Annotated in this window: 10 protein-coding genes; all 10 read right to left on the reverse strand. The window is 65.2% G+C overall.

Features of this window, described 5'->3' with window-relative positions; translation table 11 throughout:
• Positions 1-94 precede the first annotated feature (94 nt).
• Complete coding sequence (locus tag ACX80Q_RS05945; protein WP_459329604.1) at positions 95-4,531, reverse strand: FtsK/SpoIIIE domain-containing protein; 4,437 nt, start codon at positions 4,529-4,531, stop codon at positions 95-97.
• Positions 4,528-5,232, reverse strand: coding sequence for an FHA domain-containing protein (locus ACX80Q_RS05950; RefSeq protein ID WP_459329605.1), 705 nt, complete (start codon positions 5,230-5,232; stop codon positions 4,528-4,530). The genes ACX80Q_RS05945 and ACX80Q_RS05950 overlap by 4 nt, the downstream gene beginning before the upstream one ends.
• A gap of 42 nt (positions 5,233-5,274) precedes the next feature.
• Positions 5,275-6,978: a serine/threonine-protein kinase gene (locus ACX80Q_RS05955; protein ID WP_459329606.1), complete on the reverse strand. Its 1,704-nt coding sequence runs from the start codon at positions 6,976-6,978 to the stop codon at positions 5,275-5,277.
• Positions 6,975-9,017 carry an FHA domain-containing protein gene (locus ACX80Q_RS05960; RefSeq protein ID WP_459329607.1) on the reverse strand — a complete coding sequence of 681 codons (2,043 nt, stop codon included), beginning with the start codon at positions 9,015-9,017 and terminating at the stop codon, positions 6,975-6,977. The genes ACX80Q_RS05955 and ACX80Q_RS05960 overlap by 4 nt, the downstream gene beginning before the upstream one ends.
• The gene (locus ACX80Q_RS05965) at positions 9,010-10,011 is read right to left on the reverse strand and encodes a PP2C family protein-serine/threonine phosphatase (protein WP_459329608.1); all 1,002 of its coding nucleotides are present in this window, start codon (positions 10,009-10,011) and stop codon (positions 9,010-9,012) included. Before ACX80Q_RS05965 ends, ACX80Q_RS05960 begins: the two co-directional genes overlap by 8 nt.
• Positions 10,008-11,495: an RDD family protein gene (locus tag ACX80Q_RS05970; RefSeq protein ID WP_459329609.1), complete on the reverse strand. Its 1,488-nt coding sequence runs from the start codon at positions 11,493-11,495 to the stop codon at positions 10,008-10,010. Before ACX80Q_RS05970 ends, ACX80Q_RS05965 begins: the two co-directional genes overlap by 4 nt.
• Before the next feature lie 16 nt (positions 11,496-11,511).
• A complete protein-coding gene (locus tag ACX80Q_RS05975; protein ID WP_459329610.1) occupies positions 11,512-13,932 on the reverse strand; it encodes a transglutaminase-like domain-containing protein in 2,421 nt (806 codons plus the stop codon).
• Complete coding sequence (locus ACX80Q_RS05980; RefSeq protein ID WP_459329611.1) at positions 13,929-15,260, reverse strand: DUF58 domain-containing protein; 1,332 nt, start codon at positions 15,258-15,260, stop codon at positions 13,929-13,931. Before ACX80Q_RS05980 ends, ACX80Q_RS05975 begins: the two co-directional genes overlap by 4 nt.
• Positions 15,261-15,321: 61 nt before the next feature.
• Positions 15,322-16,293 (reverse strand): AAA family ATPase, encoded by a 972-nt coding sequence (locus ACX80Q_RS05985; protein WP_459329612.1) that lies wholly within the window; start codon positions 16,291-16,293, stop codon positions 15,322-15,324.
• 97 nt (positions 16,294-16,390) lie between these two features.
• On the reverse strand, positions 16,391-18,451 hold the full coding sequence (locus ACX80Q_RS05990; protein WP_459329613.1) for an HNH endonuclease signature motif containing protein: 2,061 nt from the start codon (positions 18,449-18,451) through the stop codon (positions 16,391-16,393).
• Positions 18,452-18,454 lie beyond the last annotated feature (3 nt).

The raw sequence follows: 18,454 nt of genomic DNA on the forward strand, positions 1-18,454 counted from the left end.
CAGCCGCCGACGGCTTGCCATACTGGCGGGGACGTATGAAATTTCACACGCCCCCGCCAGTCTGGCACGCCGTCGCCCCGGCCGCTGCCTGGAACTACCGCTCGTGGTCCATGGTGCTGGCCACCTGCAACTTGAACGCCTTGCCGCGGCCCACCACATAGCCGCGCCCCGGAATGAACTTGTTGTTGTAGACCCGGCCCAGGGAGGTGTTCATCAGGGTGTCCCCCTCCACGTCCCCGGGGTTCATGAGCAGGCCGCGACGGCCGGCCTTGAACAACCCGGCCAAACTCCAGGCACCGGACCATGTTGAAGTTTCGGCCTCACCCACCACAAAGGCGTTGGCCTTGACGGCGGCCTTGATCAGGGTGGCCAGATCCATTTCCGCCTCGGAATCGGTGAACTCCGTGACGCCCTCAATGAAGAAGGCAACAGGCGTGGTTTCGCCTTCCACAAGGTCAATGAAGCGTTGCAGCTCCGGCTCCAGGGACGCTGCCGTGACAATCGATTCATCCCACACCGGCAGCTTGGCGATCGCCGAACGGCGCGAGCCGAAGTACACGCGCCGGGTACCCGGCGTCGACCGTTTCAGGGCCTCGGCCAGCGTGACCAGGGCCGTGGTGCGCCCGGACGACGGCGGTCCCGTGAGCATGAGCGCGCCGCTGGCTTCGAGCCCCGCCGCTTCCAGGTTGAAATCGTCCACACCAATGACCACGTGGCCGGGCGTTGCCGCCGGGAGCACATTCAGATCCAGCATCTCCGGCAAGGCCTCCACTCGCGGAGCCTGCGGCACGCCCTGGCGGCGCATGGTCTCGGCCAGGCTGGAAACGGAGCGCGCCTGCAACGCCAGGTTGGAGGTGCCACCAAAAATGGCCAACTGGACTTCGCCGCCGTCGATCATGCCACGGCCGGGAGGCGAGGCGGGGCCCAGCACGTCCCGGGGCAGGCCAAGGTTGGAGTAGTCATCGGCGGTGGCCAAGCGGAGCACCACCAGACGCTGCACGGAGGACGCCAACGACGCCGGCAGGGACTTGGGGCTGTCCCCGGCAATGACAAGGTGCACACCCATGGGACGGCCGTCGGTGGCAATCTGCTGCAGGGTCTCAAACTGGTTCATGCCCGCACGGAACTCATACAGTTCACGGAACGCGGCCAGGCCGTCCACCATGACAATGATGCGCGGCTCGTCCGGCTTGTTGGCCAGGCGGCGGTACTCGGCAATGCTGCCGGCCTTGACCTGGGCAAAGCTCTGCGCCCGTTCCTCGATCAGGCCGCGGACGTAACGCAGCAGGCGCCCCACACGTTCGGTGTCCTCGGCGTTGATGATGCCGCCAACATGCGGGAGCACCTCCAACATTTGCAGGCCGTTGGAGGCTGCGTCAATGCCGTACACCTGCACAGGGCCGCCGCGCGGGGTGATGGCGGCGGCAACCGCCAGGGTGCGCAGCGCGGCGGACTTGCCAGAACCGCTTGCCCCAAGGATGGCCATGTTGCCGTCCTTGTCCGGTTCAAAGAACACCGTGGGCTGGGCCTGGTGCTCGGGATCATCCATGACGCCCAGGAGCAATTGCTCGTCGGTGCGCGCAGTGGGCAGTTTGGAGAAGTCGTACACGTCCGGCAGCTCAGCAAGCCACGGCTTGCGCGGCGGCTTCACGCCCAGTTCCACGGCGGCCAAGGAAATATTGGCCACCACGCGGGAAATGTCATTGGGGCCGCCCGCCTCCGCCACGGGGGCGCTGGCAAGGTCCGTCTCCCACGGGTTTCCGGCCCCAAAGTCCATCTCCACAATGTCAATGCGGGGGCGTTGCGGGGTGCGGGATGTCCAACCACCGGCGTAGCCGGTCTGGAAGCCCTGGATCCGGCCGGGCCCGGTCTTGGCGGCGCCACGGCCGGGAATCGACGGGCTGAAGTAGGCGGCGGACGGTTCCCCCAGGATGTCCACGGAATCGTCAACATCGGCCATGCGCAGGGCAATGCGCATGTTGGTGTTGGCGCGCAGGCTGTCCTTGATGACACCGGAGGGGCGCTGGGTGGCCAGGATCAGGTGCAGACCCAGCGAACGGCCGCGGGCGGCAATGTCCACCACGCCGTCAACAAATTCCGGCACTTCCTTGGCCAACGCGGCAAACTCATCGACCACAATGATGAGCGACGGCGGGGTCTCGGGATCCGCTTCCCGCTCCATGGCGAGCAGGTCCTTGGCCTTCTTGCGGTTGAGCAGGTGCTCGCGGTGGTGCAGTTCGGCCCGCAGGGACGTCAAGGCTCGGCGCACCAGGTGCGGGGAAAGGTCAGTCACCAGGCCCACCGTGTGCGGCAATTGCACGCAGTCGGCGAAGGCCGCCCCGCCCTTGTAGTCAACGAACAGGAAGGAGAGCCTGTCGGGGCTGTACGCTGCGGCCATGCCCAGCACCCAGGCCTGCAGGAACTCGGACTTGCCGGCACCCGTGGTGCCGCCCACCAGGGCGTGCGGGCCCTCGGTCTTCAAGTCAAGGTACATGGGTTCAACGCCCTTGGACCCCACCAGCGCGCGCAGGGAACCCTGGTGCTTGCGGTTCTTCACGGCACGGGCGGCCACGGAGTTGTTTTCCAGCCACCTGTCGGCAATACCAGTGGTGCCTTCCACTAGCTCGTGGCCTGCCAACGCAACGTAGGAGACGCTGCGGGGCAGGTCGGAGTCGTCATCCACCGGTTTGCTGGAATCGACCACGGGCGCCAGCATGCGGGCCAGCTGGGCAGCAAGTTCGGCGCTGACGCTTTCGCAGCTCACCGGGTAGGTCAGCCGGCCCAGCCGGACCTGGCCCGTGGTGGCAGTTTCGGCCACGTGGACAAAGTCGCGGCAGGACGCCGGCAGTGCCTCAATGGAGCTGGCAACCCACAGGATGTGCACACCAACGTCGGCACCGTATTCGGTGAGCCGGTTCAGGCGGGCACGGTCCACTTTGACGTCATCTTCAATGATGAGCAGCAGCGCCGGCATCACGGGCGCGGGCATTTCAGCCTTGGCAGGGTCTTGGGGACCGCGGTGGGCGGCACCGTTGGCGGCCATGTTCACGCCCCGGTTGACCAGCAGGTCCTCCAGGGCCGCCAGCAGCACGCTGGTGGCGCCGGTGCCGGAGGCCAGGTGCTCGCCGGCCAGGGGTGAATGCACCGAACCAACATGCGGGAGCCACTGCAGCCACTCCCACCGCTGTTTGGATTCCGTGGACGTCATGGCGGCCACGGCCAGTTCCGCCGGCGAATGCAGTCCCACGGCCTGGAGGACCAGGGCCCGGGCCACGTCATCAACCACCCCGCGCGGTCCCGCAACGCCCAGGGCCCCGCTGTTGCGGAACGCGGCAACAACGGGCACGGCGTCGATGTCGGAGAACTCGGCCTTGACGTCCTGAATTTCGGCCATGTAGTCGGGCAGCGTGTTGTTATCCGCGGGTGCCTTGACCGGTGTGCGGGAGGGCTGGCGGCCCACGCCAAGACGCAGCGACAGGAACGCCTTGTGTTCGGGACGGTGTGTCCACAGCAGCGGACCCAGCTTGTAGATGGCATCAACTGTTTCCCCCGTTGACGGGCTTTCCGCCAGCCGCACGGCCCGCTCCAGCTGCTGGCGGGCTGTCATTTGGCGGCGGAACTCGGCAATAGCCCCACGGAACTGTTCGATGGAGTCCTTGAGTTCACGCTTGGCGTTGGCTTTTTGGTCCAGGTAGCCGCCAATGATCATCAGGGGCATCATGGCCATGAAGATGAGGCTGAACGGGCTCCGCGTCACGCCAAACATGACACCGCCCATGAGCAAGGGGGCCATGAGCATGATCAGCGGGAAACGATCGCGCCGGGGCCGCTGCGGGCCCGAGGGCAGGATCTGCTCCTCCACGGCAAAGTGCGGCACCACGCGCGGTGAGCGGTTGAATTCCACCAGGGGCCCGGTGGGTCCGGAGTGGGTGCGCAGACCTAGGCCCACCACGGAAATGGTGGTTTCCCCCAGGGTCACCTCATCCGAGGAGCCCAGCACGGCGCGGGAAATTTGGGTGCCTTCCATCATGAGGCCGTTGGCGGAGCCGGTGTCAGCAATTTCCACTGTTTCGCCAATGGTGATGCGGGCGTGGCGTTTTGAGGTCATGGGATCGCTCAGGCGGACGTCAACATCAAAGTCGCGGCCAATGTAGCTGGTGCCCAGCGGCAGGGCGAACTCACGGCCCGCATCCGGCCCGGCCGTGACGCGCAGGGTGGCGGCGGCCGGCCCCCGGTCCTGCTGGGGTACGGCAAAGGTGTCGCTGAGCTGGGTGAGAGAGACTGTGGCGCCGGGGCGCAGCCCGGATTCCTGCAAATTGCTCTCCGGCGGCAGGGTTCTTCCGCGCACTCCGCCCACCACGGATTCCTCCACCAGCAGGGAAAGGTTGGGCGGGGCCGCGGCCCCCTTCCGGGCGGGATCGGCCAAATACAGCTCGGTGGCGATGTCGCGCACGGAGGCCATGCCGTCCACCGTGACGGTCAGGTTCTTTGCCTCCTGCGGGTCACGCCGAAGCGTCAGCCGGATCCTCATGGCGCATCAGCTCCGCGCTGGGTATCCAGCAGGGGCAGGTCGTCGGGGGTGACCAGATGCGAGGTCACCGCGTGCTCCACCAGCCTGGTCCGGCGGTTGGTGGCCAGTTTTCCGCCGCCGCCGCGCAGGCCCACAACGCCCACGCGGTCCAGTTTGTCGCACACGTTGTCCAGCTTGCGGTTGAAGCGGGTGAGGGCCCAGCCCAGGCGCTGTGCAGCCTGCGCCGAGGACGGGATGGCGCTGAAGCCCGTGCCGCCCCGGCGCAGCATGGGCTCGGCCAGCGCCACAATGAGTGCCTTTTGGGACTCGGTGAAGACCACGGGCCCTATGGTGGTTGAGCCGGCGGAGTCGTCCTCGCGGCTTGGGGACATGAACGACGGCGACGCCAGATGCACGGAGAACTCGTACGTGGTGGGGCCGGCCGTAAAGATCACGTTGGTCTGGCTGAACACCAGGGGGATGCGCGCGCCAGGGGCCATCCACGCCTGCATGCCGCCCGCCGCGTCGGCGATCGTGGCGGAGAGCATGGTGCCGGCGTTGGTCAGCCACCAGATGCCGTCATACTTGCTGACCTCAAGGAACTTCCTGTGCAAATACGGGTTGTCATCAACTTCAATGTCGCCCTCACGGCCAATGCGAAAAACGTCTTCCGGCGCCGGCTCGTACCATTCGCCACAAAAATCTATTGTTAATTCCGCCATGATGGCAGCCCCCTGGGTTTGTTGCTGATGACTAGAAAGAATTTAGGAGCACTTCTTGGACTCCGCCGAGGTTTGGCCGTTCTTGCGAACCAGCTTCACCGAAATGCAGCTCTGGCCATTGGGATCATCCACCACAAACGCCCGGTTATCGGTGATGGGTTTGAAGGTGCCCGTGTCCACAGCACTGACGGAGGCCCACAAATATTTGTCGCCCTCCTGCGGATCCGGGTTGTTCCAGCTCCACTCGGAACCGCCGTTCTTCGGTGCGGCCGCAAGGTCGGTGACAGGCGGGACCTCCGCGCCCACTATCAGTGCCGTGGGAGGTGGCGAGGTTTTTTGCGCCTGTGGATCCACCGTCGCCGGCGCCCCACCACTGAGGAAAACCATTATTCCCACCACGACGGCGGCCACGAGCACCAGCCCCGAGCCCAGTCCCAGCCACAGCCGCTTCCTGCCCGGGGCCACAGCCGGTGCCGCAGCGCTGATCCCAGGCTGGAGAAGATCGCTGCGCTGCACCGTTGAATCCAACGCGGGCGGGTTCCACGGCGAGGCCGGCGCAGCAGGCGAAGGCGCCGATACCGAACGAGCGGGCGGCGCTGCAGCTGGCGTTGCAGGGCCCGCGAGCCCGGCGGCCGGCAGTGTTTGGCCGTTGCGGTTGAGACCGGTGGTGGAACCGGTGACTCCCGGCACCGTGTTGCCGTGGGTTGCAGGGTTGGCGTGCAGACCAGCCGCGAATGCCCCGCCACCGTGGTTGTTGGTCTGCCGCGAGGGAAACGTGGGGTTGGAGGTGCCGGCGTCCGGATCAATCTGCACAACGCTGCGGATACGTGTGGGCTCGGAGTTCTCGTCGGGTCGGAAATCCGCCACCACCACCTCTTCCTGCACCTCAAAGGGCGTGACGGACAGGTTCATATCTGCCTGGATGCGCATCAGGGCACGGGCAAAGTCCTTGGCGCTGCTGTACCGCGACGCCGGAGACTTGGCCATGGCTGTGGCCAGGACCAGCTCTAGCGCCTGTGGAATGTCGGCCCTCCCTAGGGCGGCAAGGGGTGCTGCGTGGATGCGGGAAATCAGTTCGCGCTGAGAGTTGTCCGCTCCCGGAATGACAAAAGGCGAATGCCCGGCCAGCAGGGTGTAGATGGTGGCGCCAAGCGCCCAAATGTCCACCTTGATGCCGTCCGTGGCGCCGGAGCCGAAGGATTCCGGCGGCGACCACGGGATGGACATGCCGCCGCCGTCGGCCTGCACAGCATCCATGGTTCCGGAGATGCCAAAGTCGGTCAGCGCCGGCCTGTTGTAGTCGGTGACCAGGATGTTGGCGGGCTTGATGTCGCGGTGGGCAATGCCAGCCCTGTGTGCCGTCTCCACGGCTGAGGCCACCTGGATGCCAATTTCGAGGGCCTTGTCGGCACTGAAGCGGCCCTGCCGGTACTGCATGTCAAGGCTGGGCCGGGAGCAGTATTCCATGGCCAGGTAGGAGTGGCCGGACTCGGTGATCTCGGCTTCAAAGATGGTGACAATGTACGGGTGGGCGGAAAGCTGGGCCATGAGGTTGGCCTCGGACTCAAAGCTGGCCCGGGCCCCGCTGGTCAAGAGATCGGCTGTCAGGACCTTGACGGCCACCTTGCGCCGCGGCCTGTCCTGCTCGTAGAGGTACACATCGGAGAATCCGCCCGAGCCCAGCACGGAGACAAACCGGTAGCCGGGAAGCACCGGGGGTGCTGCGGGAACACGCTTGCTGCTCACAGCAGGCCCTCAAAGAGCAGGGAGATCCCGTCTCCCAGCTCGGCGATGTCGCCGTTGAGCAGGATGGCTTCCTCGCCCTGGCTCAAGCGGCGGGGGGCTTGGCCTTCGCGGACCAGCACTGTGCCGTTGGTTGCCTTCAGGTCCACCAGCAGAACGTCCCAGCCGTCGAGGCGGACTTCCACATGGGAGCGCGAAATATCGTCGTTGCCACTGTTGACCTGCACCAGCCGGGGCATGGCTCCGCCCATGACCCGGGAGACCGAGGGCTGGCGACCAATGATCAAGGAGTGGTCCAGTTCAATGACTTCGCCACTGGAAATGTGCATGGTGCCCAGGCGCGGCCGGCCCACTTCACGTGGTTCGGAATTGATGGCCGCACCGCAATCGGAGCATTCGGAGCGGCTCGGCGGGTTGGCGTGGCCGTTGGGGCACATGCGTGCCAAAACCATGGGTCCGGTGGGCGGGCGCGACTCCAGCGGTGCCGGCGCGGCTGCCGCCTCGTCGCCGGGATCACCGATCCCGCTGACCTCACTGACGTCGCCGCGCATGACTGTGTGGCCGTCGTGGTCGGGGTCGTAGGGCTGCCCAAGCGCCGCGGCAACTTCACCACCAGCCTCAAGGGCGGCTCCGGATTCCGGCGCCTTGGCCCACGGGACCGAGTCAATTAACAAGCCTTCGGGCTGCCACTGTTCCTGGGCACTCTGCGCGGGCGCGGCCGCACTGAGGTCTGCAGCCACTTCCTCGGCAAGGCCCGCCACCGGTGGCAGGGGCGGCAGCGGTGGCAGTTCGGCCTCCGGCACGCCGTGCTGCACCGCTGGTTCGTCGTCGTCGAGACGAACGGCCGCGTCCTCAACGCTCCTGGCCACTGTGGGACCGAACAAGTGGTCGTAGTTGGTGGTGAATCCGTCGTCCGCAGTCTCCGGCGCGGTATGCTCCTGCTCCGCAGTCTCCGGCGCGGTAGTGTCCGCCTCGGCAGTCTCCGGCCCCGCAAGGCGCTGTTCGGCGTCCGATTCCGCACCCGCCACTTCGGCCGTGGGACTCCCCCCGGCAGCATCCGCATCAGCTGCAAAGGTTGCCGTCTCGGCGGCGTCGATCAGCACAGCAACGTCTTCCGTCAACGATTCCTGGAAGGCCGGCTGTCCCTCCTCATGAGACTCATCCTCGGACATGTCGGGCCGGATGGTCAGGTTCAGATCCGCCTCGTTCAACGCCGCCATGGGGGCCAGCTGGGCGTTCCACTCGGCATCGGCGGCCTCGGCGGCCATGGCAAAGCTGGCGTAGGCGTCGTGGTCCACGTCATCGTCCACGTCTGTGTCCACGTCCGTGTCCGCGGCGTGTACCTCGGCGTCGAGCACTCCCACCTCGTGTACCTCGGCGTCGAGCACTTCAGGCTCGTGTACCTCGGTGTCGCCGTCCTGGGCAGGCGGATCGAGCAACAGCGCGGCAAGATGGCCGTCAGCATCGACTGTTTGGGGCTGGGCAGAGGCGTCGTGGGGATAGTCAGGCTCCGCCTCGAACGGCTCCGGCTCAACAAATTGTTCCAACCAATCCGCCTCCCCGCTGGCAAAGCTAGGGTCATCCAGCTGCGCCCCGGCGAGTTCCATGTGCAAAGACTGCAGGCGGATGACGGCCTCGCCAACGGGCAGCAGCCAGGACAGTTCGGCCGGCTCTGTGGCTTGTGCCAAGGTCAGTTCAAGAGATTCGGGCAGTGGCAGTGAACGCTCACTCCAGGTAGTGACGTCCCGGCCCGAGACAATCTCCATGGCGTCGCCTGTGTGGGCTACCAGGGCCATGTCGCCACGCAGGATGGCGTGCAGGCGGTCGGACTGGACCACAATGGCAAAGTCGGGCAGTCCCGTTAGTTCGGTGCCGAACTGGCGGGTGACCTCGTTCAGGACACCGTGAATGGTGGGCTCCTGCCCGAGGAATTCCCACAACGCACCCACAATTGCTTGTTCGGTGTGCCCCTTGAGCACAATGACCGCGCCCGAGCGCACAATGCCTAGCCATGAACCGGTGCTGTACGTGGTGCTAACCATGATTCTCCTCATGCAGGGGTGCGTTGACGCGTGGGGGCAGCTCTTGCCCGTGCGCCAGGAATTCCTTGGGGATGGATTCCAGAACTTCAGCGGAACGGATGGGGGCCACGGCTCCGGGAGGGTTTTCCTGGGCCGCCGGCATGCGCGGCAGCGTGTCTTCCTCGGCTGTGGGGGCGGTGCCGGCCTTGCCCAGGGTTTCCCCGCCGACGCCGCCGTGGACGTGGCTGGCGTCGACAACAACCACTGTGATGTTGTCCCGCCCGCCGGAGCGCAGGGCAGCCTGAATCAGGGAATCCACGGCGTCCTGAGGGTGGCGCAGGGTACTCAAGGCACGGTGGATTTGCTCGTCACCCAGTTCCCCGGAGAGCCCGTCGGAGCACACAAGAATCCTGTCACCTTCTTCGACCGGGATCAACCAGAAGTCAGCCTCCGTGTCAGTTCCGGTGCCCAGGGCCCGTGTCACCACGTGGCGCCGGGGGTGGGTCAGGGCTTCCGCTGCGGTGATGAAGCCGGCGTCCACCAGTTCCTGCACCTCGGAGTGATCCACGCTGACCTGGGCGAAGTGTCCCTGACTGAGCCGGTATGTGCGGGAATCACCCACATTGAAGACCAGCCAGTAGGGCACGCCGCGCTCCTCAACCAGCACCACGCCGGAAAGGGTTGTGCCCGCCCGGGCGTTGGTGAGTTCGCGGATCCTGGTATCGGCCAGGTGCAGGGCATGCGCCAAGTCCAGCGCCGTCGCCTGGCGGGAGCTCGCCGTCAGGACGCCTTGCTCGCTCAGGGTTTGGATGCATTCGCGGCTGGCCACCTCGCCGGCCTCATGCCCGCCCATGCCGTCGGCAACCGTGAACAAGGGATCGGCGGCCAGGAACGAATCCTCATTGAGTTCCCGGCGCAGTCCCCTGTCGGTGCCAAAGCCAAAGCTCAGGCGGACGCCGGAGGCGCCCTGGTTCGGCGCTCCCTGGGCCGAGGTGCTGCCCTCCCCAGCCGTCACGGACGCCCCACCGTAAAGGACCTGTCGCCAAAGTGCACCCTGGCACCAATGCCAGCCAGGGCGGGGGTTCCCCCCTGCAACTCAGTCCTGTCCCCGCCCACGGCTGTGATGGCGCTGCCGTTGGTGGAGTTTCTGTCAGTAACCCACAGGCCCTCACCGCTGGCCTGAACGTGCAGGTGCGTCTTGGAGACGGACCTGCTGGAGTCTAGAACTGACACAAGGCGAGAAATCATCTCACCATCGTATCCGGCGGGGTTGCGGCCAATGAGCGCCACGGCTGTGATGTCTTCGGTGTGGCCGTCATCAAAGGTCAGTCGCAGACCCACAGCGGCAGGAAGGGGACGAACCCGGGTATCCCCCGCCTCGTCCTCCAACAGCCTGATGTGCGGCTGCTCGGCGAATGGCTTGGTGGTCGTTTCCCGTGCTGGCGGTGGCTGCGGCGCGAAGGAGGATGCCGGGCTGAACTGCGACTGCTGGGGCTGGGGCGCCGGCTGCTGGAACTGCACCTGCCGTTGTGACTGGGGCGCGGCGCTGGCGGCAGCTCCCGGAACAGACGTGATGGGTCCCTGGGGGTACTGGCCCGGGCCTCCCGGACCTGGCACCGCTGGCCCGGGAATCACTGGTCCTGGCACCACCGGTCCTGGCACCGCTGTGTTTCGCACCCCATCGGCCACCGGTCGCTGGACCAGCGGCGAGCTGACAGGAGTCAGGGTGGGAACAGACGCCGGAACAAAGTTGGCCCGCTCCGCGATGCCGCCCGTTTCAAGGGGGTCGCGGCCGGCTTTGACGTTGAACACCAGAGTGTGGGCCAGCTTGTCATGCCAGCCCTGCCGCTTGCCATTGGCATCCCAGGTGTTGGAGATGACAACCAGCAGCGGACCAAGGGTGGGCACAGTGGAGCTGACGGCAACCACCACATTGCGTAGGAAGATGGCCAGCACGCCTGCCGGTCCGCCAGCCATGTTGGTGGTGCGCAGGCCCACCAACAGGTTGCCGGGGGTCTTGCCGGATTTGGCTTCCCAGAGCCACAACCAGATGCCGTAGCCCAGGGAGAGAACGGCGGCAATGCCGCTCAGGATCAACAGCCAGCTCAGGTTCACCTGGGCAAATTCGCCAACCTTGGTGACGGAAATTTTGCTGGCCCCGATGCCTGCCGCCACGGCCAGCAGGACGCTTGGGAGCACACCGTCAATGAGCTTGGCTGCCAGGCGGCGCCCGGCCCCGCCCGGAACCAGGGCCGTGGCTGCCGCGATGCGGGGATCGACACCCGGCTCCCGCGGGGCCAGCAGGGGTCCTGTCGCTGTGATACCCACGGGCACAATGCCTGGTAGCGACCCTGTGCCTGGAACACCCACGGTCACAGTGGCGGGCGCCGGTGCGGCGGCACGGTTGTTCACCGCGGCACCACACAGCGTGCAGAAGGCAGCTCCCGGAGGGAGCACGGCTCCACAATTCCGGCAGGGATCGGCCGCTTTTTGCGCCATGTGCTTGGTACCCTTCTTACGACTTCTTGAACAGCGAGAATAGCGACAACAACGAGGAGCCTCGTGCCGGACGGGGCGAGAGCCCCTTGCGTCCGGCCCTGGCCTTGGCGTCGGCCAGCAGCGACCTCGGTGAGAATCGTGCCCGCTGCCGCTTCCAGAATCCTACAGACCCGCTCATGTCCTTGACCGTATGCTCCACATTTTGCCAGTACACGGCGACGTCGTCTTCGCTGGGTTGGCCCGGGCCGAAGATGGCGGCGTCGGCCCGCTCCGCCAGCAACGCCGTGGTTGCCGAGCTGGCGGGGAAGGCCTCGTAGAGCAAGCCGGCGCTCTCGCGGCGGGTCCCGTTGGGCTCCATTCCGGCGCCAAGATCGGTGGCCAGGCTCATGACCTCGGACCAGCCCCCGCTGACCCTGTCGGTGGGCTGTCCAACGGTCTGGCGCTTCTTGCGGCGCCGGCCCTTCAACGCAACAATCAGCACCAGCGGCAGCGCAATGATGAGCAACGGGATGGCAGCCACACCAATGATCATTAGGATCTGGCCAAGGATGCCAGCCTGATTGTTCTTCTTGCCGTCGGTGTCCAGGGCGTCCGGGGCGCTGTCCGGGGGAAGATCGGCCGGTTCCTGTGGCGGGGGCGGCGGCTGGAGCACCTGCGGCTTGGGCTTGGAGGCGTTTTGTGGTTCCGGCGGGTTGGGCACATGGTCCTTGTCCGGCGTCGGATTGAACGGCACCCAACCCAGGCCAGCAAAATTCACCTCAACCCACGCGTGCACGTCCGCCCCCTTCAGCTGCACCTTGGGCGCGCCGTTGTTGGGGTCTTTTTCGTCAAGGTAAAAGCCCATGACAACGCGCGCAGGGATGCCCAAGTGGCGGGCCATGAGCACCATGGCGGTGGCGTACTGTTCGTCGTCGCCCACCATCTCCTTGCCGCTGAGCAGCTTGGTGATGCGTGCAGCGCTGTGGCCGGAATTGGAGGGGGTCTGCCCCTCCAGGCCGTTGCTGAACTTACCTTCGCGCTGCAGGGCGCCTTCCAGGGCCTGGACCTTCTTCAGGGGCGTGTCTGCCTCGCCCACAATGTCGTTGGCCTTGGTGCCCACCACTGCGGGAACGTTTTCCAGCTTGGGCAGGCGCACCGAGCCAAAGTCCGAGCCCGCCAGCTTGTTGCCGTCAACGCTGGGGAACGCCACGTCCATGGTGTAGGAATCGCCCTTGGTAACACCGTCAAGGTTCAGTGCGGAGCCGGACCCCTTGTTCAGGTAGAGCGTGGGGGTTGGGCCCACGGCGCTTTGGTAGCGCAGGCTGTGCGCCACCGAGATGCTGGGAATCCAGACACCCTGGTACCCGTCAATGACCAGGTCGACGCCGGACCCCTCACCCTCGCCTGTGCTGGCCAGTGCCGAGGGATCGCCGATGGGGGCGAAGGATGCAGAACTGTTGGGGTCCACGTTGAACACCACGCCGTTGTAGTTGTCCATGGCGGCAACACGGACCCGGCCGTTCTTGGGCAGGCCTGCTACGTCAAAGAGGGCCGTTTCCTTTTCATTCTTGACGTAGTCACGGAATTTGGTCAGCGGAGAAGGGAGGTCGTGCAGGTCCGGCGGCGGAATGACCGTGTCACGCAACACCTCACGGCTGGCGCTGCTGGTCAGTGCGGGCGCCGCGGCCATGGTGACGGCGCTGGCCACCAGAATGACTCCCGCGGCGAGGCCGATCCGGCGCAGCAGTGAGGTGCGCGCCCCGGCCGCGTCGTGGACCTGCCGATTGGCGGAGATGCTGCCGGCAGTTTCGCGTCGACGCATTTCGTGCCTGTAGGCCAGCCAGGCGATCGCGGCGATGCTCAGCAGGGAACCGCGCAGCACGGGGAGGAACACCTGGGCTGTGCCGAAGAGGATGGCCGTGATGAACAAGGCAATGACAGGGATCAGGGCCCAGTAGGCGCTGCGCAGCCGCCACGCGAGGGTGCCAGCAACCACAGCAGCTACGAAGGCGGAGAGATAGGGGACCACCATGACCTCAACGCTGACGCCCACGGGCGGGGCCAGGGTCAGCAATTGCTTCCACGACAGCATGATGCCCAGCAGGAGCCCGCGCAGGGAGGCCAGGCTGGGAAGGAAACCCAAAATGGCCTCGCCCGGTGCGGCCAGGGCGCTGCCGAAGATCAGGTAAACCGCGAATGCCAGGCCCACCATGGTGACCAGGCCCAGGCGCCAGTGTGCTCCCATGGCCGCCACGGCTAAGCCCAGGGCAATGGCGCCGAAGCCTGCCAGCAGATAGTGGGGGTCGTGGCCAAAGGTGGGGCCAAAGCCCAACACGCCAAGGCCCAGCAGGACGGCCAGCACGGCGCCGTCGATCAGAAAATGCCACCACAGCCGCCCGCCAAAGAAGGGTGAGGCTTTGCGTTGCAGCTGCACTGCAGCGCTTCTGCGCGCACTCATGCGATGGCCTTTCGCAGGACCATGGCCAGATCGCCCAGGTCGCCCAGGGTCAGGACCGTGAGATCGGCAATGTTGGCGCGGGCGGATTGCGCTCCGCTAAAGCAGCGCACGGCGAAGGCGCGAACACCCGGCGGCACGGAGGCCGCTGCGCTGCGCAATTGCGCCGGTGTCACCTTGGAACCCACCACAAAGAACACCACGGAGGCGTTGGGAACGGCATCCGTGAGTGTTCGGGCCAGGTCCACCGAGGTGCCTCGGCGGTTGTAGCCCAGCAATCTGGTCATATCGTCGAGCAGGTTCTTGCCCGTTTCACAGCGGATGGGGCCGCGCTGGGTGATGACGCTGAGTTCACGGTGTTCCTTGATGGCCTGGCGGCCCAGCGAGGCTGCCGCCGAAATGGCTAACTCGAAATCGTCGTCGTTCTCGTATTCGTCCGTGTTCACCGACAAGGCCACGGCCATGTGGGAGCGGCGGGTTTCCTCAAACTGGCGCACCATCAACTTGCCCGTGCGGGCAGTGGTTTTCCAGTGGATGTGCCGGCGATCGTCGCCCGGCACATAGTCACGCAGGGCGTGGAAGGCAATGTCTGAATTGGAGAGGTCCTTGGTGGTCAGGCCCTCCAGGTCCTTCAGGAACCCAGCGGCCGGCCCGTCCAGGGAGGTGGTGCGCGGGTGCACAAACAAGTCGGTGGGATCGGTCCAGAGGACTTGCCGGCGCAGCAGGTGCAGCGGATCGGCACGCACCGAGCGGACCGGGCCAACCGTGATGACTGCGCGGCGGGTGGTGGGGATGGTGAAGAGGTCCTCGTGGATCTCCCCCGGCTTCATGGTGGGCAAATGGAACAGTGCCGTGGCGAGGCCCACCGGCATTTCCAGGGCTGCCGGCAGCACCGTGCGCGGTGAGGTGTTTTCCACGGCAATGCTGCCCACAGCGTTCTCGCCCACAGCAACGCGCGTGCGGGCCAAATCAAGCTTGACGGCGTACATGGACTTGCCCAGCACAAAGGCTATGGCAATTAACAGCAGCACGGTGGCCAACAGGGCAGCCACCTTGGCTTCCTGCCAGCCGTAGCTTGCCCCAAGGATCCACAACAGCACAGTTGTTCCCAGCACCACAAAACCCAGGGTGCTGATGGTTGCCAGCACAGGACCAAGGTAGCGTTTGAGCCACGCAGTGGTCTTGGACCATGCAGGGGCTAAGTAGATGCCGGCAACCTTGGACGCCTCACGCGTCAACGACGCCGGATGCAGACGTGTTGGGGTGCCGTCGCTGTGGAAGGGACGGGAAAGGAACTCCCCCACCTTCAAAGCGCTGGACTTGATGCTCATGATTGACCTTTGGCTGTGTGTGCTGTTGCTGGACGTGCCGTGAAGCTGGATCCTGCGGGCGTTAGACCGAGGCGCGCTGCTGCGGTGCGGCAACTTCGGCCAGCACCCGGCTCAGGACTACTTCCGGGGTGGCGCCGGCAAATTCCGCTTCCGGATCCATGACAAAACGGTGCGTCCACACATAAGGGGCAAGTTCCTTGATATCGTCGGGCAAAACGTAGTTGCGGCCCTTAGCGGCAGCCCACACCTTAGCAATGCGGACCATGGCAATGGCGCCACGAACAGAGACTCCCAACCGGGTTTCCGGCGCGTTGCGTGTCTCCTCACACAGGCGTGAAATGTATTCCAGCACAGCAGCATCGGCGTGGGTGGTGGAGGCAAGATCAGCCATTTCGGCTACGGCGGTGGGGGTGATGATGGCCTGCAACGTTGAGGTCCTGTCCCGCTGGCCGGAGCCGGAGAGCAGCTGCACAGTGGAAGCGTGGTCCGGGTAGCCAATGGAGGTCTTGACGAGGAAGCGGTCAAGCTGGGCCTCGGGCAGCCGGTAGGTGCCCGCCTGCTCAATGGGGTTCTGCGTGGCCAGCACCATGAACGGACGGCCCGTCTCGTAGGTGGTGCCGTCCATGGTCACGCGGGATTCTTCCATGACCTCCAGCAGCGCCGACTGAGTCTTGGGTGAGGCACGGTTGATCTCATCTGCCAGCACAATAGTGGCGAAGATGGGTCCCTTGTGGAAGTCGAAAACCTGTGTCTTCTGGTCATAGATCATCACACCCGTGACGTCCGAAGGCAGCAGGTCGGGGGTGAATTGGATGCGCGAGTTGGTGCCCTTGACGGTTGCCGAAATGGCACGGGCCAGCATGGTCTTGCCCGTCCCGGGAGCATCCTCGAACAGGACGTGGCCCTCGGCGAGCATGGCGGCCAGGGTCAAACTAACAACGTGCGACTTGCCCAGGATGGCCTGGCCAACATTGGCGACCAGCTTTTCAAACGTTCCTGCAAACCACGTGGCCTGTTCCGGCGTCATGGACATAGTTCATCCTCTTTCAATCTTGTTGATCCCTGCAGTGCCTGCAGGAAACCTCCAATAGTTTATCCATTAATTGGTTTTACTCACTATTTGGGGTGCCTCAATCGTCGTGCGGGCTGGCAAGGTACTCGAGGATCGCCTGCTGCACGAGCCATTCTGCGACGTCCGCATCGTCTGGAAAGGTCCCTGGCGGCGGCTCGGGAAGAGGTAGGCCTGTTCCGTCAGCAGCTTGGTCCATGCAGCCGAACTCGCCACTGTTCGTCTCCTCCCCTAGCGGGACAGCGGCCCGAAAGTCCTCATCAATGAGCTTTTTGAGCCATTTTGGATAGCCAGGCAGCTGGTCTTCTAGGCTCTCCGGCGGGTGATAGCGACCCGAGGGTGAGGTCCAGCCGGGGCGGCCGCTGTCCGTCATATGTGGTGTCCAGCCCCGGAGTTTGACCCCTTGCCGCTGGGCACCCTGATCACTGCGTGCCTGGCCGCTGCGGGTCCTGTTGTCCTTAAAGTGTTTGAGCTGGTGGTGCATTTTGCACAAAATATCGAGGTTGCCCGCAACGCTCTTGCCGCCGCTCTCCCAAGGGACAAGGTGGTCCAGCTCTGACAGGGATGCCTTGTTGGTGCAGCCAGGGAATTGGCAGTACTCGTCACAACCCCGAAGCATGAGCCGCATCGCCTTGCCCACCCGGTAGGTATCCGGGCACAAATCCAGTGGCTGGTTGGTGATGGGATCGGTCAACACCCGGTAAAAGCTGGTGGAGCCAGCCAACAGCCGCTTCGCGACGTCGATGCTGATGGGCCCATACCCTTCCAGAACGGCCGGGGCATTTGTCAGCCCCAACAGGGACAACGCCGGAACGGTGACCAGCACCATGGCCTGCGGCATGGGCGGTTGCCCCAGCACATGCGGTGGCGGCCCGGCTGCACTTTCCGGCCCGGCTGCAAGCACTGCGCCGGCAACGGCGGGCACCGGCTTCAGTGTGGGCGGCGCGGCACTGGGGCACCAGTCCGGGTTATTGCGAATGTCCGGGTCCCTGAATCCGGGGTTTTGGTAGTCGGGATCATCAAAGACGGGCACCAGGTGTTCAGGTATTCGGTAGAGGCCGGTGCCCGGGTCTGGGAATGGAAACGGGTCCGGGTCTGGGAATGGCGTGCCGGCACTGAATACCGGGAACCTCGGGGCCGTGCCTTCGACAACGGGATCAAGGAGGTCGTAGTTGGCGTCTGCCGTGGCCGTTCCGCGGGTGGGTGGCAGCGGCGCGAACAGCTGATTGTCCGCAAGTGCCTGGTTCAACAACAGGGCTGCCGCAACGTCAGCACGGAGTTGAGTCAGGGTGCGGGATTCGTGCGGGCCCTGGACCCCCTGGGCTGTGAGGGTGCATTGGTCCCAGATCCCCTCCACCGTGGGCGCAGGGGCGTAAAGACTCAGCCACGACATTCCGTCGTGGGCGCGGCTGACGCGCAGGCTGCGCTTCTCAAACGCCTGACGGGTGCGGGTGCCGACGGACTCGGGGTGCAGCCGCTCTCGGAGCCTGCGGGCCTTGCCCTTGAAACTGTTCAAGGAACAATCCCGAGCCTTCTCCAGCAGCAGGCTCTCAAAGTCATCAATGGTGGCGGCCGGGATACCGCATTCGCGCAGCAGGGAAGTTTCATCGGCAACGACCACCCCACGCGACCACGCGAGCCCACCGCTTTCCAATTGCGCCATGGTTGCGGGCAACGAACGGACCACAACGGCCGAATGCTCAACCTGACAGGCGGCAGCCGTGGCCGTGACTCCCAGCACAGAGGCAAGGTCGGCAGTGTCACCGGCAACGGACATCCCGTTCTGCCACGTATCCAGTCCCAATATGCCCCGCTCCATGGCTGCGGCGCTGCCGAAGCGTTCCAACACGGCAGCAAGGGCGGCGGCGGTGCGGTTGCTCAGGGCTGTCAATGCGGCCGCAATCTCAACGCAGTCATTCATGATGTCCCGCACAACAAACAGCTGGCACTGTTGGCTCGGTTCAGCACTCAACGACGGAAGCTTGGGCAACTGGAGCAGCGCGGCCATGTCAGTGCTGAGAGGTTCAATGGAGGGAAGGGCAAGCCCGGCAACAAGGTCCGCCACACTTGCTGTGGTGGATGAATCATCCCGGCTCTCCGGGAAGTTCCGTGAACCGCCCATACC

The organism is Arthrobacter sp. HLT1-20, from assembly GCF_054510895.1.